The 21,677-nt window shown below is 55.4% G+C and carries 19 protein-coding genes; 12 read left to right on the forward strand and 7 right to left on the reverse strand.

Annotated features, from left to right (window positions below; all coding sequences use genetic code 11):
* The first annotated feature begins 35 nt into the window (after positions 1 to 35).
* Positions 36 to 980, forward strand: a complete 945-nt coding sequence (locus tag NLX71_RS16900) for an MBL fold metallo-hydrolase (protein WP_254364982.1) — start codon at positions 36 to 38, stop codon at positions 978 to 980.
* Between the two features lie 155 nt (positions 981 to 1,135).
* Here the strand turns inward: NLX71_RS16900 and NLX71_RS16905 are convergent, their stop codons facing one another.
* From NLX71_RS16905 to NLX71_RS16925, 5 genes are all read right to left on the reverse strand, one after another.
* Positions 1,136 to 2,332 carry a virulence factor gene (locus NLX71_RS16905; RefSeq protein ID WP_254364983.1) on the reverse strand — a complete coding sequence of 399 codons (1,197 nt, stop codon included), beginning with the start codon at positions 2,330 to 2,332 and terminating at the stop codon, positions 1,136 to 1,138.
* A gap of 55 nt (positions 2,333 to 2,387) precedes the next feature.
* On the reverse strand, positions 2,388 to 2,909 hold the full coding sequence (locus NLX71_RS16910) for a DinB family protein (protein ID WP_254364984.1): 522 nt from the start codon (positions 2,907 to 2,909) through the stop codon (positions 2,388 to 2,390).
* Positions 2,910 to 3,002: 93 nt separating this feature from the next.
* The gene (locus tag NLX71_RS16915) at positions 3,003 to 3,593 is read right to left on the reverse strand and encodes a guanylate kinase (protein ID WP_254364985.1); all 591 of its coding nucleotides are present in this window, start codon (positions 3,591 to 3,593) and stop codon (positions 3,003 to 3,005) included.
* A gap of 99 nt (positions 3,594 to 3,692) precedes the next feature.
* Positions 3,693 to 5,195: a DEAD/DEAH box helicase gene (locus NLX71_RS16920; RefSeq protein WP_254364986.1), complete on the reverse strand. Its 1,503-nt coding sequence runs from the start codon at positions 5,193 to 5,195 to the stop codon at positions 3,693 to 3,695.
* A gap of 140 nt (positions 5,196 to 5,335) precedes the next feature.
* Positions 5,336 to 6,049 carry a YhcN/YlaJ family sporulation lipoprotein gene (locus NLX71_RS16925; protein ID WP_254364987.1) on the reverse strand — a complete coding sequence of 238 codons (714 nt, stop codon included), beginning with the start codon at positions 6,047 to 6,049 and terminating at the stop codon, positions 5,336 to 5,338.
* A gap of 296 nt (positions 6,050 to 6,345) precedes the next feature.
* Here NLX71_RS16925 and coxB point away from each other — a divergent pair, with 296 nt between their 5' ends.
* From coxB to NLX71_RS16955, 6 genes are all read left to right on the forward strand, one after another.
* On the forward strand, positions 6,346 to 7,353 hold the full coding sequence (gene coxB, locus NLX71_RS16930; RefSeq protein WP_254364988.1) for a cytochrome c oxidase subunit II: 1,008 nt from the start codon (positions 6,346 to 6,348) through the stop codon (positions 7,351 to 7,353).
* 69 nt (positions 7,354 to 7,422) lie between these two features.
* Positions 7,423 to 9,234: a cytochrome c oxidase subunit I gene (ctaD, locus tag NLX71_RS16935; protein ID WP_254365005.1), complete on the forward strand. Its 1,812-nt coding sequence runs from the start codon at positions 7,423 to 7,425 to the stop codon at positions 9,232 to 9,234.
* Positions 9,231 to 9,854 carry a cytochrome (ubi)quinol oxidase subunit III gene (locus tag NLX71_RS16940; protein WP_254364989.1) on the forward strand — a complete coding sequence of 208 codons (624 nt, stop codon included), beginning with the start codon at positions 9,231 to 9,233 and terminating at the stop codon, positions 9,852 to 9,854. Before ctaD ends, NLX71_RS16940 begins: the two co-directional genes overlap by 4 nt.
* On the forward strand, positions 9,855 to 10,169 hold the full coding sequence (locus tag NLX71_RS16945; protein ID WP_254364990.1) for a cytochrome C oxidase subunit IV family protein: 315 nt from the start codon (positions 9,855 to 9,857) through the stop codon (positions 10,167 to 10,169). It abuts the gene before it with no gap.
* Positions 10,170 to 10,288: 119 nt separating this feature from the next.
* Entirely contained in the window at positions 10,289 to 11,158 is an 870-nt protein-coding gene (locus NLX71_RS16950; protein WP_254364991.1) for a cytochrome c oxidase assembly protein, read from the forward strand.
* 46 nt (positions 11,159 to 11,204) lie between these two features.
* Positions 11,205 to 11,666, forward strand: coding sequence for a DUF420 domain-containing protein (locus NLX71_RS16955; protein ID WP_254364992.1), 462 nt, complete (start codon positions 11,205 to 11,207; stop codon positions 11,664 to 11,666).
* Between the two features lie 82 nt (positions 11,667 to 11,748).
* Here the strand turns inward: NLX71_RS16955 and NLX71_RS16960 are convergent, their stop codons facing one another.
* Positions 11,749 to 12,435, reverse strand: a complete 687-nt coding sequence (locus NLX71_RS16960; RefSeq protein ID WP_254364993.1) for a class I SAM-dependent methyltransferase — start codon at positions 12,433 to 12,435, stop codon at positions 11,749 to 11,751.
* Positions 12,436 to 12,596: 161 nt separating this feature from the next.
* A complete protein-coding gene (locus NLX71_RS16965; RefSeq protein ID WP_254364994.1) occupies positions 12,597 to 13,400 on the reverse strand; it encodes a sugar phosphate isomerase/epimerase family protein in 804 nt (267 codons plus the stop codon).
* Positions 13,401 to 13,609: 209 nt separating this feature from the next.
* On the opposite strand from NLX71_RS16965, the gene NLX71_RS16970 reads away from it, so the two are divergent.
* The 5 genes from NLX71_RS16970 to NLX71_RS16990 all read left to right on the forward strand — a co-directional run bounded on the left by NLX71_RS16970 (position 13,610) and on the right by NLX71_RS16990 (position 21,595).
* Positions 13,610 to 14,257 carry a helix-turn-helix transcriptional regulator gene (locus NLX71_RS16970; protein WP_254364995.1) on the forward strand — a complete coding sequence of 216 codons (648 nt, stop codon included), beginning with the start codon at positions 13,610 to 13,612 and terminating at the stop codon, positions 14,255 to 14,257.
* Between the two features lie 28 nt (positions 14,258 to 14,285).
* On the forward strand, positions 14,286 to 15,041 hold the full coding sequence (locus tag NLX71_RS16975; RefSeq protein WP_254364996.1) for a J domain-containing protein: 756 nt from the start codon (positions 14,286 to 14,288) through the stop codon (positions 15,039 to 15,041).
* Positions 15,042 to 15,374: 333 nt separating this feature from the next.
* Positions 15,375 to 18,038, forward strand: a complete 2,664-nt coding sequence (locus NLX71_RS16980) for an endo-beta-N-acetylglucosaminidase (protein ID WP_254364997.1) — start codon at positions 15,375 to 15,377, stop codon at positions 18,036 to 18,038.
* A gap of 124 nt (positions 18,039 to 18,162) precedes the next feature.
* A complete protein-coding gene (locus NLX71_RS16985; RefSeq protein WP_254364998.1) occupies positions 18,163 to 20,016 on the forward strand; it encodes a sensor histidine kinase in 1,854 nt (617 codons plus the stop codon).
* A complete protein-coding gene (locus NLX71_RS16990) occupies positions 19,994 to 21,595 on the forward strand; it encodes a response regulator transcription factor (RefSeq protein ID WP_254364999.1) in 1,602 nt (533 codons plus the stop codon). Before NLX71_RS16985 ends, NLX71_RS16990 begins: the two co-directional genes overlap by 23 nt.
* Positions 21,596 to 21,677 lie beyond the last annotated feature (82 nt).

Raw genomic sequence — 21,677 nt, forward strand, 5'->3', positions numbered from 1 at the left:
GCAGCTAAGGCTGGAGAAAAGGGGGAGGACGGCACGTGATCATTCGTCGGCGGTACGAAAATTTGGACGGCAGCCAAAACCGCAAAAAGCTAGCCCATCTGCGCCAATGGCGCAAGGAGCGCAAAGCGAAAATCAAAGACTTGTCCTACCGCGTGCCGCAGGCCGAAGCGCGGCAGCTCGATTACTTGCGCAGCAACCGGACGCAACCGACCGCTACTTGGATCGGGCACTCGACGTTTTTGCTGCAGATGGAGGGCCAAAATCTGATTACCGACCCGGTATGGGCGATCCGGATGGGGCTGGAGAAGCGCCTTGCGCCGCCCGGTTTGCGATTGGAGGAGCTCCCGCCGATCGACGCGGTACTGCTGTCGCACAGTCATTATGACCATATGCACCTGCCGACGCTGCGGCAGCTTGCCCGGGCCAATGCCCGAATGCAGCTTTTTGTCCCGGATGGGCTGGGGGCCAAGCTTCGCTCCTGCGGGTTCGCGCACATAACCGAGGCTAACTGGTGGGAAGAGCTTCGGCTCGGCTCGTTGGAGCTGCATTTTGTTCCGGCGCAGCATTGGACACGCCGCACGCTGTTCGATATGAATACGTCGCATTGGGGCGGCTGGATCGTTCGGCCGACGAACCACGGCGGGGAGCGGCTCGCGATCTATTTTGCCGGGGACAGCGGCTATTTCCCGGGCTTTAAGCTGATCGGTGATCGCTTTCCGATCAAGTGGGCGCTGATGCCGATCGGCGCCTACGAGCCGGAATGGTTTATGTCCCAGCAGCACGTGAGCCCCGAACAGGCGGTTAAGGCGTTCCTCGACTGCGGGGCCGAGCTGTTCGTGCCGATGCATTACGGCGCGTTCCGGCTAGCGGACGACACGCCGCGCGAGGCGCTCGACCGTCTGCTCGCGGAATGGACGCGACGGCAGCTTGACCCGGAGCGGCTGCGGGTACTGCTTCTCGGGGAGACGCTGCGGCAATAGCCTCGCAGAGCACAAGACAGTCTGCAAAACAGAAATGGCTTGCGTGCGTTAACTAGCTAAGAGTCCACAGATTTAGCCATGTAATGGATGCGATGAAGTAGATGGCAAAAAGGCCAAGCCTCTGGCGGTTATCCGTTGGCTTGGCCTTTTGTCGTTCATGTATTTTCATTGCGTCGGGCCATCTGCTGCCAGACCGATCCGACGGCCGCCTGGCCGCCCTCGATGCGCTCCAGCGCCATGCGTACCTGCATCCGCACTTCAAACTCCGGGTCATCCTGAGCCGCTTGTAGGGCTTGGATCGTTCCTTCGTCGCCTACTTCATAAAGGAAGCGGGCTGCCCGCCAGCGCACCAGCTTGTTGGAATCCTGCAAAGCTCCGATCATCGCATCCTGTGCTGCGGGGTCCCCGATATCCGACAGCGTGTCCCCTGCGGTCCGGCGGACGGAGGAGGAAGAGTCGCGCAAAGCACGGTACAGGTAGGGAAGCACATGCGGTTCTTTCAAATCCCCCAAATAGACGGTGGCCAAGCGCCGGACCGTCGAACGTTCGTCATCCAGACCTTTGAGCAGCAGCGGCAGCGTTTCTTCGGAGGGCTTGATCTGCTCCAGTGCCGCATATCGCTGCTTCCAATCGGGGTCCTGCAGCTTTCGCTCAGTTTCTTCGTAGCTCAGCGTCGTACGGCCGGAAGCTGCCAGCTCCTTCACATCGCCTTGAGCCGGGCCCAGCTCGGCTTGGGCAATCAGCCGTTCGAGCTGTTCGTCGCTGTAGGCGGCATCCAGCTCCTGAACCACTTCGTCCAAGATGTCCTGAAGCTCGCCGTAGCGCGTATCCCAATCGTCCAAGGAACGCTCTTTGATCAGGTTCGGCGCGGCCGCCGCCCCGCGGATGGCGGCGTCGCTAAACCGTTGGGGCAGGGCGGCTCGCCGTTCTTCCGCGCCATTCGTTACCCGGACCTGCAGCGGAATGCCGCGAAAATGCTGCAGGAGCACCTTGACTTCGCCGAATGTCGCATCGGTTGTTTCCACCGGGTTGTCCGGGGAAGCGGGCTTTTGAGCGCCTGCTTCTGTATGGTTTTGCGCTGCGCCGGAAGTAGCGACGCCCAGAATGTCCCGGACTTCGGCGAGAATGTGCTGCCAATCTCCCTTAGCTATCCGGTCCAAAGCGATAAAATCCGCCGCGCGGTACAAGCTTTTGACGCCTTCAATGGTGAGCAGCTGTTGAAGCTGAGGATCTGCCAGTTGACTGGCCTGCTCGCGGTTGAACGTTTCGCGAACGTCTTTTGGCAAGGAAGTATCCAAATTGATTTTCATGGTATTCGGGCTGGGCGTTGGTTCGATTGAGAGAATAGGCATGGTCATACCTCCTGTCTGCCTGATTGTTTGGATTTTGGTTCGTGTGGATCTGGATTTACGGCTGTACCGCGAGATAACGTTCTTGGATGACTCGAACGTGGTGAAGCTCGTGCCCCGCGATAATATAGGCCAGGGCTCGCACGAATGTATTACAGTCGGCCGCCGTTCCTTGGCGCAGCCAGGCTTCTGGACGCAAGCCCGCAAGCAGGGTCAGCGTCGCCTGCCGGACTGCTGCAAATTCTGCCAATAGAGAAGTAAGCGGCAAGTCGTCGAAATTTGCGCCAGAGACATAGAGATGCTCATCCATGGAAGGGAACGGGGTCTGATCGCCACGCGCGATGCACAGCAAGCGGTAGCTTAAGACCCGCTCGGTATCCGTGACGTGGCCAAGGACTTCTTTTAAACTCCATTTGCCTTCGGCATAGCGAAAGAGGGCTTGTTCCTCGGTTAGCGAGTGGAGCAGCTCGGTCGTCTCTTTCAGTTGGATGCGGAGCAGTTCCTGAATATCCCCATCGGGAACCTGTGCAATATACTCTTGATAGTGCATTCCATATTCTGTAGCTTCTGGTCTGCTCATCGTTCGGCTTCTCTCCTCCGGATTGAATAAAAAGGACCGACGCTCTCGAAAGAGCAGGCCGGTCTCTTGTCTGCATTAGCTTGGGTGTAACTCTTAATCCAGATCAAGCAAATTACGGTGCAGGTAGTTGTCGTCCAACGCTTTGGTCAGATCAAAGACGGTATGAGCCAGATCCAAATTTTCAAACGTGTGCTCACAGGAGTCTTTATACGCCATTTCTTCCTCGTAATGCGACATATAGCGGTCGATGAGCTCGGGCGAATCCCCGCGCTCCACCTCACGGCGCTTGACCGTTTCCCGATCAGCGTAGATGAAGATTCGCACAGCTCGATCGCTGTACAGGGACTTCAGGGTCTCCGCGCCTTGGCGGTTCAAGATCAAGTAGACGGCCCCGTGCTTTTGGACCATGTCGGCGACGTCGGATTCTTTGACCCCGTACCGGTTCCCGTCCAATTCGATCACTTCGATGAACTCCCGGTTTGCTTCGGCTTCCTCAAATTGCTTCCGAGTGACGAAATGGTAATCTTGCCCGTCTACCTCCGAAGAGCGGGGAGGGCGGGTCGTGTACGAAATTACCTGTTTGATGCCGAGCGTGCTGCCGGACATCTGAGCGACGGTTCGGCGACCGGCTCCATTCGGACCCGTGAATGCAAAAATGAGTTCCTTTTCTTTCAGTTCGTACATAGAAACCCTCCTTCATTTGGGAAGTGCAGTTCCTTGCCGAGTGCTAGCCTTTATTTTACATGGTTTCTCAGAGGAGGTAAAGATGCTTTTGAAAGCGTTTCATCGCTTCCGTTGCCTGCCGCCTCCGCCGTCCCGCCGCCCGCGAGCCGCGCCTACGCTCGCGTCCGCACCGCCGCGTCGCCCGCGTGCTGCGCCCGCACCTGCGTCCGCGCCGCCACGCCGTCCGCGAGCCGCGCCCGCATTCGCATTCGCGTCCGCGCCACTGCGCCGTCCGCGAGCCGCGCCAGCTGCCGCATCCGCGCCGCCGCGTCGCCCGCGCGCAGCGCCTGCATTCGCATCCGCGCCGCCGCGTCGCCCGCGAGCCGCGCCCGCCGCCGCGTCCGCGCCACTGCGCCGCCCGCGAGTTGCGCCTGCCGCCGCGTCCGCGCCACTGCGTCGCCCGCGAGCAACGCCTGCGCTCGCGTCCGTGTCGCCGCGCTCTGCCGCCGGTTTCCCCGGCCGCTTCGCGATCGTCGCCTTAATGCCCCGCTCAATCTGCTCCAGGTACATGGCATCCCGCTGCGCGGCGAACGTAATCGCTTTTCCCGTCTGGCCTGCGCGTCCCGTTCGCCCAATGCGGTGAATATAACTTTCGGCATCGTGTGGAATGTCGTAGTTGAACACGTGCGTGATGCCTTCGACGTCGAGCCCGCGCGCCGCGAGGTCAGTTGCTACAAGCAGCTGAATTTTGGCCTCGCGAAATCGCTTCATGACCTGCTCGCGCTTCGCCTGCGTCAAGTCTCCATGCAGCTCGTCGCACGAATACCCGCGTTCCGCCAGCTCGTTCATCAGCTTGCTCGCTCTAAGCTTTGTACGGCAAAAGACCATCGCCAAATACGGATTTTCTTCGTCGATCAATTTACAGAGCGCTTCCAGTTTTCCGCGATCGGTAGTCTGAATCACGACCTGCTCGATTTCGTCCAGCGTCACGCGTTTCGATTTCACTTCGATCTCAACCGGCTGACGCATGTACTCTTTGGCCAGCTGACGGATGCGCGGAGGCATCGTAGCCGAGAACAGCAGCGTCTGCCTGCGGCTCGGAGTCACCGAAATAATTTCCACGACCTCCGGCAAAAAGCCCATGTGCAGCATTTGATCCGCTTCGTCCAGCACGAGAACGGACAGCTTATGAAGCTGCACCGTTTCCCGGCGCAGATGATCGAGGAGCCGTCCGGGCGTCGCTACAATGATATGTATATTTCCTTCCAGCTTGCGGATCTGTCGCTCGACATCTTGCCCCCCGTAAGCGGACAGTACGCGCAAGCCTTTGAGCGGAGCCCAGCGTTTGATTTCTTCCGTAATTTGAATGGCAAGCTCACGGGTCGGGGTAACGATCAGCGCCTGTACGTTAGGGTTGTCTGGGTTGACGCTTTCCAGAATCGGCAGCGCAAAAGCCAACGTTTTGCCCGTACCGGTCTGCGCTTGAGCGATGATGTCGTGCCCGGCAAGAGCAACCGGAATCGCCTCGCGTTGGATCGGCGTCGGCTCGTCGTATCCATGTTTTTGCATGGCCTCGGCCAAGTCGCTCCCGATCCCGAGCAGGGCAAAATTATTTTTCTTCATTATAGTATCTCCTCATAATTCGAATTATTCTTCTAAGAGAACCTTCAATTATAGATGCAATTCTACAGGAACCGGCGGCAAAAAGAAACTGCACGGGGCTGAAAAGACCGGGTGCAGTATGCTTTCTGCGGGACTTAAGCTCAATACTCCCGGCCGTTCCCTTCCGCTTGATTCGGAACCGTAACGTCTGTTCCGAACGTCTGTTCCATCATTTTCGCGAAATGGGCGCGGTATGGCTCCAGACTTCTTCCGCTCCAGCTGTCCTGCGCCATCCGGTTGAACGCGTTGACGACGATTCGGTTGGCTGAAATATAGACGTCATGTACCGTCGGCTGATTCAGGCGAATTTTTTCCGCAATCTTCTGTTTGAACAAATGCGACAGATGCTCGTGGTGCATTTCCGTCTCCCCGCCGCTGCCTCTGCTGATCAACTGGTCGGGTGGGGCGTAATCGCTTTGATCGTCGTACGTGCTGTACAGCCCTTTCACCAATCCGTAATTGTTCGTTTCCGTCCCGGCGACGTCGCCTCCCCGCGTCCCGCTGGCGGTGCTATCCATCGTGATGGCGACATAGGCGGTACTATCGCCCATCATGACGATCGCGCTGCTGACTCCGTCCATAGCAGTCACCTGATCGGACAAATGCTGATTCATTTCCAGTTTGGTTACTTTGTGGGAAACGGGGGCATACTGCTGCTGAGTTTGATAAGCGCGCGACGTGTCCTGCCTCGGCATATCCCGCTTGCTGCCGTAATTGTTGGCGCTGTTGTAGTCGTACCATGAAAAGCAGCCGGTCATCGTCATGACGAGGCCCAAGGCGACCGCCGATCCGATCCATCGGAAATAACGCATCATGATTGCCCTCCTTTGAAAAATCTCCTTCTTAGGATTGATTATCGGGGACGATTTATGCGCAGGAAAACGAGGTCCAAATGATGCATAAAAGCACCGCTATATGGAAATAACCAAGTAGAGGCGAAAACGCTTAACCCCAGCAAATTCGAGACTTCCGAACAATTTGTGAATTTCCTCAGATTCATTGACAAAAAACAGGTCCGAATTTATAGTTAATATGGTGATTAGGTTCATTGACAAGTTTATGACCTATTTTGATCGAAAAATATTTGCTTTATAAGGTGGGATTGATTAAGATGATTCGATGGCAAAATCTGTGGCGATTCATCCCTCTTTTTGGGTTGATGATGTTGCTGTTAACGGGGTGTGGAGATCAGACGATTTCCGCCTTAAAGCCAAGGGGTCCGGTGGCCAGAGATCAACTGTTCCTGATGAAGCTAAGCTTCGGGATCATGCTTCTGGTTGTCGTGGTCGTTTTTGTCCTTTATTTGTATGTCTTGGTCCGCTTTAGAAAGAAAAAAGGCGATAAAGACATCATTCCGAAGCAGGTGGAAGGCAGTCATACGCTGGAGATTATTTGGACGGTTATTCCGATCATTTTGCTCCTCATTTTGGCCGTTCCTACCGTACAGTATACCTTTAAGCTTTTGGAAGACCACAGAGACAACAAAGAAGCGCTGCACGTTAAAGTGACGGCTCACGCCTTCTGGTGGCAATTCGAATATCCGGAGTTGGGGATCGCAACAGCTCAAGACTTAGTCATTCCAACCAACAAAAAGATCGCCTTCGAATTAACCGCTTCCGATGTGAAGCACTCCTTCTGGGTTCCGTCGCTCGGCGGTAAAATGGACACGAACCCAGGAAGCACCAACGTGTACTACTTGCAAGCAGACGAAGTGGATGTCTTCAAAGGAAAGTGCGCGGAGCTTTGCGGCGCCTCTCACTCCTTGATGGACTTTAAAGTGAAATCGATGGAACAAGCCGATTTCGATCAGTGGGTCGCCAAAATGAAAACGCCTGCGGCCATTCCGGCCGACGCGAAGAAAGGCGAAGAGATCTTCAAAAGTAACTGTTTGTCCTGTCACGCGGTTAACGCACAGGGACTCGGCGCGGGTCCGAACTTGAACGGCTTTGCTTCCCGTGAGCTCGTTGCTGGCATTTTGCCGCACAACGAACAAAGTTTGAAGGAGTGGATCGCCGATCCTCAATCGGTGAAACCGGGCAATAAGATGCCTACTGTCGGATTGAAGGACGACGAAATCAATGAAGTAATCAAATACTTGAATTCGTTGAAGTTAAAGTAACGAGCATCGCGGAAAAAGGAGGTTTATACGGTGGCTCACGGACACACGGCAAAACGGTACACCGGGCTGATGGATTGGCTTACCACGGTGGACCATAAAAAGATCGGAATTTTATATTTGATTGCGGGCGGCATCTTCTTCTTGCTGGGCGGCCTTGAGGCTATCTTGATCCGGGTTCAGCTGCTTTACCCCGATCAAAAAATCTTTTTCGGAGATACGTTTAACCAATTGACAACCATGCATGGCACGACGATGATCTTCCTTGCGGCGATGCCGGTCATCTTCGCTTTCATGAATGCGATCGTACCGCTTCAGATCGGAGCTCGCGACGTAGCGTTCCCGTTCGTGAACGCACTGGGCTTCTGGTTGTTCTTCTTCGGCGGCTTGCTGTTGAACACGTCGTGGTTTCTCGGCGGCGCGCCGGCAGCGGGTTGGACGGCTTATCCGCCGCTTGCAAGCATCATTGACCCTAGCGGCGTGTTCAAGGGCGTAGACTTCTACGTTCTCGGCCTGCAAATCGCAGGTCTCGGTACGCTGATCGGGGGGATTAACTTCCTCGTTACGATTATCAACATGCGTGCGCCAGGCATGACTTACATGAGAATGCCAATGTTTACCTGGACTGCATTCATTACTTCTTTGCTGATTCTTTTCGCTTTCCCGGCCATTACCGTAGGGCTTGTCGAAATGATGTTCGACCGGATTTTTGGCGGCGCATTCTTTGATATAGCCAAGGGAGGTAATCCGGTACTGTGGGAACACCTTTTCTGGATTTTCGGGCACCCCGAAGTTTACATCTTGATCCTGCCGGCTTTTGGTATCGTCTCTGACGTCGTTGCGACGTTCTCCAGAAAGCGGTTGTTCGGTTACAGCTCGATGGTATTCGCTACAGCGCTGATCGGGTTCTTGGGATTCATGGTTTGGGCTCACCATATGTTTACAACAGGAATCGGTCCCGTCGGAGATGCGATCTTCGGGGTCGCCACGATGGCGATCGCGGTTCCGACCGGGGTCAAAATCTTCAACTGGCTGTTCACCCTGTGGGGCGGACAAATCCGTTTCACAACAGCGAACATTTTTGCAACGGCTTTTATCCCGACGTTCGTTATGGGTGGAGTTACCGGGGTTATGCTTGCCGTACCGGCAGCTGACTTCCAATACCATGACACGTACTTTGTCGTAGCTCACTTCCACTACGTTATCGTAGGAGGTCTCGTACTTGGCTTGTTCGCGGCTTCGTACTACTGGTGGCCGAAAATGTTCGGCCGCATGCTGAACGAAACGCTTGGTAAAATTCATTTCTGGACTTTCTTTATCGGGTTCCATATGACGTTCTTCCCGCAGCACTTCTTGGGCTTGATGGGGATGCCGCGCCGCGTGTTTACGTATCACTCGGGCGTCGGACTTGAGCAAGGGAACTTTATCAGTACCATCGGCGCGTTCCTGATGGGGATCGGTACGATTATTTTCTTGATCAACATCTTTGCCTCCTTGAGAAGACCGATGGATGCCCCGGCTGATCCGTGGGATGCTCGTACGCTGGAGTGGACGATTCCTTCACCGCCGCCAGAGTACAACTTCAAGCAAACTCCTCTGGTTCGCGGATATGATGCGTTCTGGAAAGAAAAAATGGCAGGCAACAAAGAGATGACGCCGGCCGAACCGATCGGCTCGATTCACATGCCGTCGCCTTCGATTCTGCCGTTCCTGATGTCTGTCGGGTTGTTTATCGCAGGGTACGGATTTATGTATCACACGTATATTGTCAGTATCCTCGGTATCGGTATGACGTTAATCTGCATGTTCTTCCGTTCGGTGTACGATGATCACGGTTTCCATATCGAACCGGAGGAATTAAACGATAAGGGGGCGAAGGCATGAGTGCAGCACATCATGAAGTGGGCGGCGCTTTGCCACCTCACGCAGAAACGGCAACATTAGAAGGCAAAAATAAAGTTCTAGGCTTCTGGCTGTTCCTTGGCGGCGAGTGCGTACTGTTCGGTTCGCTCTTCGCCTCCTACATCGCACTGCGCAATCAGGTGCCGGACGGCCCAACGGCTCAGCATTTGTTCTCGCTCGACTTGGTCGCTATCTCGACGTTTATCTTGCTTACCAGTTCTTTGACCAGCGTGTTCGCCACGATGGCGCTGCACCGCAACCAGTTCCAAAAGCTTCAAGCTTGGATGGCCGTTACCGTATTGCTCGGTCTTGCCTTCCTGGGCCTTGAAATTTACGAGTTCGTACACTACGTCAATGAAGGTCATACGTTCACGAAAAGCGCGTTCGCTACTTCCTTCTATACATTGGTAGGCTTTCACGGCGCTCACGTTGCTTTCGGTGTTCTGTGGATCTCGCTTTTGATTATCAACGGTTTCAAGAAAGGCTTGACTGTAGTCACGGCGCCCAAATATTACGTCGCCGGCTTATACTGGCACTTTATCGACGTCATTTGGGTATTCATCTTTACGGTCGTATACCTGATGGGGAAGGTGGGTCCATAAATGAGCAATCAACACCATTCGTCGTCTGCCGGTGATCGTCATCGTTTGGAAGGTCCGAAAAATCACTACTTGGCGTACATTATCTCCATTGTACTCACGATGCTGGCATTTGCCGTCGTGCTGTACGGCGGGTTGGACCGTTCGTTTATTTTGTTCTTTATCGTCGGATTGGCGATTGTTCAGATTATATTCCAATTGGCCTATTGGATGCACATGAAAGACCGGGGGCATTTCTTCCCGATCATGGGATTGGCATTCGGCGCGATTATTGCATTAACGGCGGTCATCATGGCCGTATATTGGGTTTGGTGGTAAGATAAAGGAGAGGCGGCTGCGTTGCGCAGGCCCCTCTCTTTTGCGTAACGGTAGACATTCTCACCGTTTCGACACAATTCCCGGCGCAAAAACCGGGTTGGGAAAGGAGCATAATCGTCTTGGACCCTACGATGTCCCATGGAGGGCACGAAACCGGCCCTACGTTTGCTGCATTATGGAGCCCCGGTTTTTTGCTGCTGTTGATTGTTGTCGGTGTATTATATACGCTTGCGGTAGGCCGCTGGCGTAAAGACTTTGCGAATAGCGAGCCGGTAGCATTGAAACAAAAGCTGTGGTTCTGGCTCGGACTGGCTTTATGGTACGCGGCGGAAGGCAGCCCGCTTTCCTATTACGGCCATCACTACTTTTTCAGCGTTCATATGTTCCAGCAGTCGATTCTGTATCTGATCATGCCGCCGTGTTTGCTGCTTGGCCTGCCGGGGTGGCTGCTGCGCCCTGCGTTAAAAGGAGAGACAGCCAAACGGGTCATGCGTTTTTTGACCAATCCGCTGCTGTCGCTGTTTCTATTTAACTTCATTTTCTCGATGTACCACATTCCGATGATCATGGATGCTTTGATGGCCAACGCCGCAGCGTTGTTCGTTTATAAAATCTTTTTCCTGCTGGCCGCCTTCCAAATGTGGTTCCCGGTGTTTTGTCCGCTGCCAGAATACAACACCATGTCTGAAATGAAACGGATGGCGTATATTTTCGTAAACGGGATTTTGCTGACACCGGCCTGTGCGCTGATTATTTTCGCTAAAGATCCGATGTATGCGATGTACTCGGCCGTTCCGGAGCAGTTCTTGCTGCTTCCGATGCTCGACGATCAGCAGCTTGGCGGCGTCATCATGAAGATCGTACAGGAGATTGTGTACGGTATTGCGCTGGGCTTTACCTTCTTCCGCTGGTATCGGAGGGAGCGCAAGCAGGACGACGAGCTCCCCGACGAGCCTTATTTTCCGGCAGGGAGCGCCAATCGGGCCTAATGGGCAAGGTGAAATGTTTATTGCGAAGTGAACGGGTGGGATACACGTGAAAATAGCGATTTTACCAACGATCAGTACGTCTTTTATTGTAATAAGCGCCGTCTTTGTTGCGTTTGGCTGGTACCATATTGTGAAGGGGAACCGGGAAACGCACCAAAAGCTGATGCTCTGGGGCTCTGGATTTGCGTTGGCGTTCTTTCTGATTTATGCCAGCCGGACGATCTTTGTCGGCAATACGGCCTTCGGCGGACCGGAAAACTTGAAGCTGGCGTATCATTTGTTTTTGTTTTTCCATATTACGCTCGCAACGCTCGCAGGTGTTTTCGGCATCGTAACGCTGCTGCACGCGTTCAATAAGAGGTTTGCGAAGCACCGCAAAATCGGCCGCTGGACAGCAGTGATGTGGCTGCTGACCGCGCCGACCGGTGTGGCCGTGTACATTTTGCTCTACCTGCTGTACCCGGGCGGGGAGACGAAGTCGATGTTTGATGCGATTTTGGGGCTGTAGGCCGTTCTAAACTAAACAGAGGCTGTCTGTCCGAGGGGGATACCGCTCGGGGAGAACAGCCTCTTTGCCTTGCCGGGAATATTTAGTAATGCTTGAACCAGATGCCGGCACATTCGGGAACGGTCGTCCAGCCTCTTGCGGCGACTTGGGAGGCCAGTTCATCGCCGAAGAAAAAGCGGGTTAGCTCTTCCGCTTCACTCAGGCTCTCGAATGTATAATCCGAGCGAATCCATTGGTGGGTAAAGCCATACTGCCGCTCCAAAGCCGCATAATAGCTCAAGAGAAAATCGGGTGGATTCGGCGTTTCGAAGCCTGTGCCCATCGTTTCGAAGATGATGACGGTTCCGCCGGGACGAAGCACCCGGTTTATTTCCTGCAAGATGCGTTCCAGGTTGGACGACCAGGTCGGATTGTTGCTGCTCGCCAAGTAGCACAGACTCCAACCGGATACGATCAAGTCCGCGCTGGCGTCCGGCAACGGCAGCTCGCGGTGATCCGCGACGACTGTACGCAGGCGGGGACGGTCCGCTTCGGCAATGCGTTCCTTCAGGACGCCCAGCATCGCGGCGGATGTATCGGTTGCCGTTAGCGACCGTGCTTGTCCGATCAAGACGGACGAAAGCCTGCCGCTTCCGGCGCCCATATCGACGATGTCGAGTCCTGCGAACGGCTTGATGGATTGCACAATATGCGTCAGTTCGGCTTGCTTGCTGACTAAGCGGTGGTAGCGCCCGGCTTGCTGGGCATAAATTTGATCATGTTTCGGCATAAGTACCTCTCCTTCATCGGATGTCGTTACACCGATAGCGTACACCTTTCCGTAACGTGAAGGTCAAGGGGGAATAAAACCCGTTTGTGTATTTATCCGTCTAGGCCAGGGCGGACTCTTCCAGAGAGCTTTTGAACAGCCGTTCCGTCCGGGCATAAAGCTCAAGCAGAAGATCGCGGTCGCTGCGCCAGGTAGGCGAGATAAGTGTAGGCGTCCCCAAATCGGTCGTCCTCGTCATGCTCCGGCAGAACGGGAAGATGATGAATGAACCGGTCTTCCTCGTACCGGACGTTGCTGTAATGGACCAAATAAACATAAGGCGCTATATCTTCAAGCCAGCGCATCGGTTCGATAGTATGAAACGCTCTCGCGGAAATATCCAACCGGGACGTATCTACGACCAGCCCAATCTCCGGGTGCTCCCGGAACATCATCGTAAGCAGTTTCTCATGCTCACCCCAAAAATCGTGCTCTAATACGATACGCTGCCCATAACGGTTTTGAAGCTCGCAAAGCGCATCAAACAATTGAAGGGAGATGTCTGTAAACAGCGCCGCATCGATCTGATCGGCTTCATAGCGTTCGCCCGGCTTCGGCATATTCGAATAATCGTGTTTCGTTTCCAATGGGAATATCGGCACGAAAGGATAATGAAACAAAATATAATCGGCGCCATATTCCGCTGCTGTACGGACTTCCCGTTCTACGCAGCGCAACGCTTCTTCTCGCTCCTCCCGGTCTGTGGATGTAATCCGCGGGAGCCTGTAAGGCTGCCCGCCGAAAACCGGCGTATGGATGCCAAAGGAAAGACCCTTCTCTTTACAGACTTTCGTGGTATACAATAAGCTTTCGTTATCGCGATACTGGCAAATTTCAATGCCGCTAATTGCATCGGAACCGAAACGTTCCATTTTTTCTTCGCTGAATGCATTCCACATCCCCATTTGCAATCTTCTTCGGTTCATGATCCAATCCCCTTATGCTGATAGAATGATAGATTCTACATATTTTACCAACACCTGAAGCGGTTTTTCAAGCGCCCGATAAAAATAAAAGTTTCCTTAAAGCAAAAAAGTTTTCCATGTACAAAACTATTTCGTTCGGTATATAATGGGGAATAATGGAACCGTCCGGAGATCAAAATGATGAAAAGATAGGCAGGTGTAAACGAACCGTGAACATTCGAAGCTCGCATCAAGAGGATCGCTCGACCCGGAGAGCGCTTCTGAACTTGTTAAAAAAGCGGGGCAAAATCAGCGTTCAGGAAGCGGCGGAGCAGCTAGGCATATCGGGGGTCGCCGTTCGGCGCCATATTCACGAGCTGCAAAAGGATCAATATGTGCAGACGAATATTCAACGCCAAAGCGCGGGGAGACCGACTTATTTATACAGTCTTACGGAAAAGGCGGGCGCTTTGTTTGCGAACGGCTACGATGCGCTAGTTACCGATTTGATCGACGAAGTGAAGGATAAATTCGGGGTGAACCAGGTCAGCCGCTTGTTCGATCGGCGGAAAGAGAAATGGCTGCAGAAGCATGAGGATTCGTTTCAAGGCCTGGATTTGGAAAAACGGGTGGAGCGGCTGGCACGGCTGCAGGAGCAGGAAGGGTACATGGTTAAGGTAGAAAAGAGAGGGGACGGAACGTTCGTCTTCGAGGAAGCGAACTGCCCGATCTATCAGGTGGCTGTCCGCTACCGGCAGGCATGCCAGTGCGAACTGTCGCTGTTTCAAGCTTTGCTTGCCGTCCCCGTTGTCCGCACAGAATGCATGGCCGAAGGCGGGCGGAAGTGCCAGTATAGAATCAACTCGGTTCAGGCCTAGACTTGGAAGCGGAAAAGGAGTGCAGCGAATGGACGATACGATAATGGGCTCCCCCGACCCTGAGAAGATTACGGTGACGGATGAGCGGTTGATTCCGGTTGTGGCGGCGCTGACGAATTTGACGGAAAGCTGGAAGACCCGGCTAAGCAAAGGCGCCGTCAACCTTCCGATGGCCGTACAGATCGGAAAGAAGCTCAGCCATGAGCGGCAGCAAGCCTTGCTGGAGTTTTGGGAGGATGCCCGCTTGCCCGACAAATACATGAGCAGGGCGCTGCATGCCTTTGCCGGGAACATGCCCGAGTGGGCGGTGCATCAGGTGATCCGTATTTTCCGTCTCACGGAGAAGATCAGAGCTTCAATGATCATGCTGAACGATCTGATGGACCGGTTCGATGCGCTCTACGAGCAGTTTGAGCACGAATTCTGGGAAGGGGAGTGGCCTGGGGCGGAGGAGGAACTGGAGCCGTATCTCGACAGGCTGGAAGCCGATTTTCAGGAGCTGTACCGGCAAGCATCGGACGAGAAAAAGTCGTATAACCGGCATTACGGGGATAGCTCATCGGACTCTGCGAGGGATTCTGCGAGAACGGCGGGGCCAAGCAGGGGACCGGTGCCCTTTTCGACGGTGATCGGCGCTGCGGACGAGGCCTCGCCCAAGGAGCTGAAACAGCGCTACCGGACATTAATGAAAAAGCTTCACCCGGATCACGGAGGCAGCGCCTATTTGTTCGATTGGGTTAAGCAGGCGCACGACAACTATATGCAGGGAAAATCAAGCTTATGACAAAGAGACCTGCTGTCATGGCAGCAGGTCCCGTATAATGCCGCATCAAGCGAGCGCGAGCCGTCGTCTGGCTACAAATTTGAACGACAGTCACCGGACTTTTACAGTTTTTTATCTGAAAGCGCTTCAACGATCAAGTTTCTTCATTTCGTCCACTGGATCTTTAATAATTCCACTTTTGAAAGCGCTATGTTTTTCCATACAATGGGATGGAGGGGGCGAGTTCTGGAAAATGAATCCTGAAGCGTTTCCGAATCCTCTGAAGGGCGGAGGGGGATGCCCGGAATCGAAATGCCGGACAATCCGAAATTTATACCAAACGGGAGGAACACGATGAAAAAACGATGGACCGGTCTTTTACTGTTCATGTTCTCATGCCTGGTGTTTGCCGCGGGCGCTCAAGCGGCGCAGCCGCACTCGTCCTACTGGTTCCCGGAGGATCTGCTCCGTTGGACGCCGCAAGGAGACAAGGATGCGGAGTTCAACCGCAGCACGATTGCTTTGCAGGACCGCTTCACAGGATATCAGGTTAACAAGCACGCTACGGTCGAGCCTAAAGTGGCAGCGCTTTCGGCGATGAACCGGCAAACCAGCGGCGTACCGTCGCAAGGGTCGGAGAAGTTCGACGCGAATACGTTCGGCTACTGGGCGTACGTCGACAAGCTCGTCTATTGGGGCGGATCGTCGGGCGAAGGCATCATTGTGCCGCCGAGTGCGGACGTGACGGATGCGGCCCATAAGAACGGCGTTCCCGTGGTGGGCACCGTCTTTTTCCCGCCGAGCGTATACGGGGGTAAGTTCGAATGGGTGAAGCAGACGATCCGGCAAAACCCGGACGGTTCGTTCCCTGTAGCGGATAAGCTGCTCGAAATGGCGAATTATTACGGCTTCGACGGCTGGTTTATTAACCAGGAGACGGAAGGCGCTACGCCGGAAGATGTTGCGGCGATGCAGAAGTTCCTTGCTTACCTGCAAGCGAAGAAGCCGGCAGGGATGCAGATCATGTGGTACGACTCGATGACATCCAGCGGATCGATCGATTGGCAGAACGCGCTGACGGACCGCAACCAAATGTTCCTGCAGCAGGGCAGCGAACGGCGCTCCGACAGCATGTTCCTGAATTTCTGGTGGCGCTCGCTGGAGCCTTCCGCGAGCAAGGCCAAGAGCCTGGGCCGCAGCACGTACGAGCTGTTTACGGGCATCGATGTCGAAGCGAAGGGCTACGATACGAAAATTAACTGGAACTCGATCTTTCCCGAGGGCAAGAAAGCGGTTACGTCACTCGGCATTTACCGCCCGGACTGGGCATTCAACTCGTCGGAGAATCAAGAGCAATTTTACGCGAAGGAAAACAAATTCTGGGTCGGCCCGACCGGCAATCCGGCCAATACGTCCAGCACAGCGGATTGGAAGGGCATCGCGCACTATGTCGTAGAACAGTCGCCGGTGAACGACCTGCCGTTTACGACGAATTTCAATACGGGCAACGGGCAGTTGTTCGCCGTGAACGGGGAAGTCGTACGGACGACGCCGTGGAACAACCGGAGCTTGCAGGATGTCCTGCCCACTTGGCGCTGGATCGCAGAAAGCAAAGGGGAAGCGCTGAAGCCGAGCTTCGACTTCACGACCGCTTATTACGGCGGCAGCTCCTTGAAGCTGGCGGGAACGCTTAGCCCGCAGAACGCTACGCATCTTAAGCTGTACAAGACGGATCTGCTCGTAGAGCAGAATACGAAGCTGTCGTTTACTTTCAAGACGCAGACGAAGCACGCGGACTTGAAGGTAGGACTGTCGTTCGCCGATCAGCCCGACAAGTTCGTATTCCTTGATGCGGGCGGCCTGCATCCCGGAACTTGGGATACGCAAACATTCAATCTGAATCCGTACCGCGGCAAGCGGATCGCCGCCATCTCTCTGTATGCGGACGCGAAGCAGACGATTCCAGACTTCTCGGTCAACGTCGGGCAGCTCTCCGTCTATACCGCGAAAGACGATCCGAACCCGGTACCCGAGGTACGCGGCTTGAATGTGAAGGAAGTGGAGTTCAAGGACGGCATCTACGGCGATGCCCGGTTGGAATGGACGGCGACGGAACGTCCGGTCCGCTATTTCGAGGTGTACCGGGTAAAGCCGGACGGCAGCAAAGCGCTGCTCGGCGTTACCCCGAACCGGGTGTACTACGTGCCGATGCTGCGCCGGGTCGGGTCGGAAGCGCAGACGAAGCTGGAAGTTGTCGCTCTCAACGCGGACGGACGGCGCGGCAAAGCGGCGCAGACCGTGGTGACCTGGCCGGCGTATCCGAAGCCGGTAGCGGCGTTCGCGGCGGATAAGACGCTCGTCGCGCCGGGACAGCCGGTGACGTTCATCGACCAATCGTCGGAGGTGACGGAGCAGCGGGTATGGTCGTTCCCGGGCGGAACGCCGTCCACTAGCACCGAGAAGCAGCCGGTCGTCACCTATGCCGCCGAAGGAACATACAGCGTGACGCTGAAGGCGAAAAACTCGGTAGGCGACAGCACCGAAACCAAAGAAGCGTTCATCACGGTGACCAAGGACGCCGCCGGCGGGGTGAAAAATCTCGCCCTGAACAAACCGGCGACGGCGGACGGCGCCTGCGGACCGAACGAAGCGGCAGCCTACGCCTTCGATGGCAAGGTGACGGGCAACAGCAAGTGGTGCGCGCTCGGCAGCGGGCCGCACTGGCTGTCGGTCGATCTGGGCGCAAGCTACACGATCAGCGAATTTGTCGTGAAGCATGCGGAAGCGGGCGGTGAGGCAGCCGCGTTCAACACCCGCGACTTCCACATCCAAGTCAGCAACGACGGCAGCACTTGGAGCGACGCGGTTCAGGTTCAAGGCAATACGGCCGCGCAGAGCAAGCATCCGATCGCGCTGACGAAGGCGAGATACGTGAAGCTGACGATCGATAAGGCGACGCAAGGCGGCGATACGGCCGCTCGTATTTACGAGTTCGAAGTGAACGGATTGGCAAAATAGCACGGAGGCCGCTTATCTCTCTTATCTGCGGATAAGGAGACAGGCGGTCTTTTTGCCCCTTTCCGAGCACGCGGCGAATACATATACCTAACGGGAAAAATCGGATGCGGAGGGAGGAGCAGTCATGGTTTCGGGGCTCCGAACGTTCTACAAAAATCATATCGAGAAAAAGCTGTTCAACAAAATTTTGCTGCTGTATTCGCTCATTATCGTCGTCTCCTTGACGGCGCTCGCCATTCTGATTTACCGCAATGCCGCCGAGCAATCGACGCGCAAGGAGCTGGAAGCGGCGAAGCAGGCGCTGGAGCGGGCGACGCACGAGGTGGAGCGCAGGTATGAGGCCGGTCAGCAGATGGTATTCCAATTGTACAAGGACGAGCGGCTGCTTCGGGACGTGCTGTTTTTTCTCAACAACGATTTTTCCGATTATCTCCGTTACCGGCTTGACCGTTTTGCGGACAATGCGGCCTTTGTCGACAAAAATATGGATTCGTATTTCAAGTCGCTAACCTTTGACCGGGAAATTCAAACGATCTGGCTGTACAGCAGTGTCAAGGGCTTCCTGTACGCATACCGCGGGCTGGAGGAGCAGGGCTTCGTCTATCCGGGGCCGGAAAACCCGAAATATGCCGATCCGATCCGCCGTATCCGCCAAACCAAGTCGTTTGCGCCGCCGCCGTCGTTCGAGCCGGGAACGGACGGGGATCGCAACCGCATGTTTACGATGGCTAGCGACATTAACGATCCGATCACCTTGCAGAATCACGGCACCCTGCTTGTCGATTGGAAATGGACCGGCATGGACCGGATCGTGCGGAACGACCGGAGTGATTTCAAGGGGGAGCTGCTTCTACTGACGGCGGACGGCACTGTGCTGTACGACTCCTCCCGGCGCTATACAGGGCAGAGCTACCCCTACATGCACGCTCTGCGGGACCAATCCGACCCGGTGGAGCTGGACGAGCCGGCCTATGTGCAGCTGAAGACGTTGAATCAAGGCGGCGTCGTACTCGCCAGTATCGTGCCGGTAGCGAAGGTAAGCGAAGGGCTCCGGGGGATGAAACGAACGGTCATCGCAGGCACGGGCTTATGCGTGGCCGCCGCCGTGCTGCTGTCGTATTTACTGATGACCAATTTCTCGCGCCGTACGCAAACGGTTATTCGCGCCATGCGTAAGCTGCAGGATGGGGATCTCTCGGTTCGCGTAACCGTACAGAAGGAAGACGAGCTGTTCCACATCGCCACCAGCTTCAATAAAATGTGCGAAACGCTGCAGGAGCACATCCAGCGGGTATACTTGTCCGAGATCAAGCAACGTCAGGCGGAGCTGCTGGCCTTGCAGGCGCAGATTCAGCCGCATTTTTTGTACAACACACTGGAGGCGATCCGGCTGAAAGCGGTGATGGACGGCAACCGGGATGTCGGGGATATGATCTACAGCTTGGGCGCACTGTTCCGAAATCTGGTCAAGTACGAGACGATGGTGACCGTTCAGGATGAGGTCCAACTGTGCAGGCTGTATTTGAACCTGCTGCGGGCCCGCTATCCGAATCGGTTCGATTACGAAATTGGCGTAGACGAAGCCGTCGGTCACTGCGCGATTCTGAAGCTGACGCTCCAGCCGATCGTCGAGAACTGCATACGCCATGCCTTCCATGGCGCCGCACCGGATGGCCGGGAGCGCCGGATCGTCATCCGTGGCTGGGCCGAAGGCTCCGACATCCGCCTCGTCGTTGCCGACAATGGCTTGGGCATCATGCCGGAACGGCTCGCGCAGCTTCAGCGGGACTTGGAACATCCGCCGCTGCCGTCCGGCGTGTCTGTTGGCTTGACGAACGTGAACGAGCGGCTGAAGCTCAGTTTCGGGGAAGCATACGGCTTGCGGATCGACAGCCATCCCGGCGAGGGAGCGACGGTGACCATCACGATTCCGGGAAGCGTAAGGGGGAACGAGAATGTATCGCGTATTTCTGGTTGACGACGAGCCGTTCATCATGGAGGGACTCGCTTATTTGATCGACTGGGAGCGGCATGGGCTGCAGATTGTCGGCAAGGCCGCGGACGGGGCGGAAGCGCTCGAAGCTTTGGCCGGCGAGCCGATCGATATTTTGATTACCGATATCCAGATGCCCCATATGAACGGCCTGGAGCTGATTCGCAGCGTAAGAGAGCTGCAGCCCGACGTGAAATTCATTATTTTAAGCGGGTACAACGATTTCGACTATGTGAAAGAAGGCGTCACGCTCGGCATCGAAAATTATTTGCTGAAGCCGGTCAATACGGAAGAATTGATCCGAACGCTGACCGGCACCGTTGCCAAAATCGAGCAGTCCGTCTACAAGGAAGAGAGCATTAAGCGCCATCTGGAAATTATCCGCGACAATCTCTTGTACCGCTGGGTCACGGCGGCCATCGAGCCGGAGGAGTTGAGAAACCGCGAGGAGCTGCTAGGTATCCGGCTGGGCCTGCCGGGGTATGTTGTGGGCATCGTCAAGCTGTTGTTCGATCAAGAGCAGGCGGAGACCGCCGAAGTGTCGTCTCGGGCAGAGACGATTGCCGCCGTAAGGACGTACTGCCAGCGGACGGCCCAGTCTTACGGCCCGGAGCAAGTCGTGTTCGCCGATCTCGAAGGCGATCTTGTGCTGCTCGCGGGGATGAACGACGTCGATGCGGACCAGCTCGGCTTCGTCCGCTTCATGGCGGAGCTGCAAGCCGCAATCCGCGAGCGGTGGGGCCTGCCGTTGCTGGTGACGGTCGGCGAAGCGTCCAAGGGCGAGGCATCGGCCCATCGCAGCTACCGTACCGCTAAGCGGATGCAGGATTACTATGTGCTCGCGCCGCACGACGGGCCGCTCGCGTACGAAGCGTCTGCTCTAACTGCAGCGGCGGAACCTGCGGCGCCTGCGCAGGCGGAGCTAGCCTATTTCTGCAAGCTGCTGTCGGCCGGGAAGAAGGACGAGGCGCTCGCTTGGGTCAGGGAAGCGTTCGCGCGTCTGCGGGTGACGGAAGGGCTCGCGCCGTCCGATGTTCAGAACACGGCGATGGCCGTGCTTGCGGCCGCCGTTCATCATGCCAATCTGATGCGGCAGGAGCACGAAGGCGCCATCGGCGATTACAAGCACTTGTTCTCGCAGGTCGTCAAGCCGCAGACGATGCAGGAGCTGGAGAGGCTGGTCGAGCGCTTCGTCAACCGCGTGCTTTTCGCGCACGGTGCGGCGGAGAGGGAGTACACCCCTGTCATCCGGCAAGTGCTGCGCGAGGTCGAGCGCCGCTATGGGGATGAGCTGTCTTTGAAGACGCTAAGCCAGGCCTTCCACATGAACCCGGTTTATTTGGGCCAGCTTTTCCACAAGGAAACGGGAGAGACGTTCTCCGATTACGTGAACAAGTACCGGCTTGCCCAAGCGAAGGCGCTGCTCGTCGAATCGAATCTGAAAACGAGCGACATCTCCCTTAAAGTCGGGTATACGGATACGAGCTATTTTTACAAGCAGTTCCGCAAATATTACGGCTTCTCGCCGACGGAATACCGCAATTTCAGCAAGCTGGGAGACTAATGAAAACGTTTCTTTAGTTTCTCCACCCGTTCTATAGTTTCTTAACTTTCTGTCGCGCTCCACATTGGGTAAAGTTAGAAAA

It is taken from the genome of Paenibacillus sp. MZ04-78.2 (assembly GCF_024213375.1).
In the GTDB taxonomy this organism is placed as follows: domain Bacteria; phylum Bacillota; class Bacilli; order Paenibacillales; family NBRC-103111; genus Paenibacillus_G.

Excerpts from the sequence above, each read along its gene's own strand:
- NLX71_RS16905 (WP_254364983.1), bottom strand. The coding sequence starts at position 2,332 with ATGCCTATTCTCTCAATCGAACCAACGCCCAGCCCGAATACCATGAAA.
- NLX71_RS16910 (WP_254364984.1), bottom strand. The coding sequence starts at position 2,909 with ATGAGCAGACCAGAAGCTACAGAATATGGAATGCACTATCAAGAGTAT.
- NLX71_RS16915 (WP_254364985.1), bottom strand. The coding sequence starts at position 3,593 with ATGTACGAACTGAAAGAAAAGGAACTCATTTTTGCATTCACGGGTCCG.
- NLX71_RS16920 (WP_254364986.1), bottom strand. The coding sequence starts at position 5,195 with ATGAAGAAAAATAATTTTGCCCTGCTCGGGATCGGGAGCGACTTGGCC.
- NLX71_RS16925 (WP_254364987.1), bottom strand. The coding sequence starts at position 6,049 with ATGATGCGTTATTTCCGATGGATCGGATCGGCGGTCGCCTTGGGCCTC.
- coxB (WP_254364988.1), top strand. The coding sequence starts at position 6,346 with ATGATTCGATGGCAAAATCTGTGGCGATTCATCCCTCTTTTTGGGTTG.
- ctaD (WP_254365005.1), top strand. The coding sequence starts at position 7,423 with ATGGATTGGCTTACCACGGTGGACCATAAAAAGATCGGAATTTTATAT.
- NLX71_RS16940 (WP_254364989.1), top strand. The coding sequence starts at position 9,231 with ATGAGTGCAGCACATCATGAAGTGGGCGGCGCTTTGCCACCTCACGCA.
- NLX71_RS16945 (WP_254364990.1), top strand. The coding sequence starts at position 9,855 with ATGAGCAATCAACACCATTCGTCGTCTGCCGGTGATCGTCATCGTTTG.
- NLX71_RS16960 (WP_254364993.1), bottom strand. The coding sequence starts at position 12,435 with ATGCCGAAACATGATCAAATTTATGCCCAGCAAGCCGGGCGCTACCAC.
- NLX71_RS16965 (WP_254364994.1), bottom strand. The coding sequence starts at position 13,400 with ATGAACCGAAGAAGATTGCAAATGGGGATGTGGAATGCATTCAGCGAA.
- NLX71_RS16975 (WP_254364996.1), top strand. The coding sequence starts at position 14,286 with ATGGACGATACGATAATGGGCTCCCCCGACCCTGAGAAGATTACGGTG.
- NLX71_RS16980 (WP_254364997.1), top strand. The coding sequence starts at position 15,375 with ATGAAAAAACGATGGACCGGTCTTTTACTGTTCATGTTCTCATGCCTG.
- NLX71_RS16985 (WP_254364998.1), top strand. The coding sequence starts at position 18,163 with ATGGTTTCGGGGCTCCGAACGTTCTACAAAAATCATATCGAGAAAAAG.
- NLX71_RS16990 (WP_254364999.1), top strand. The coding sequence starts at position 19,994 with ATGTATCGCGTATTTCTGGTTGACGACGAGCCGTTCATCATGGAGGGA.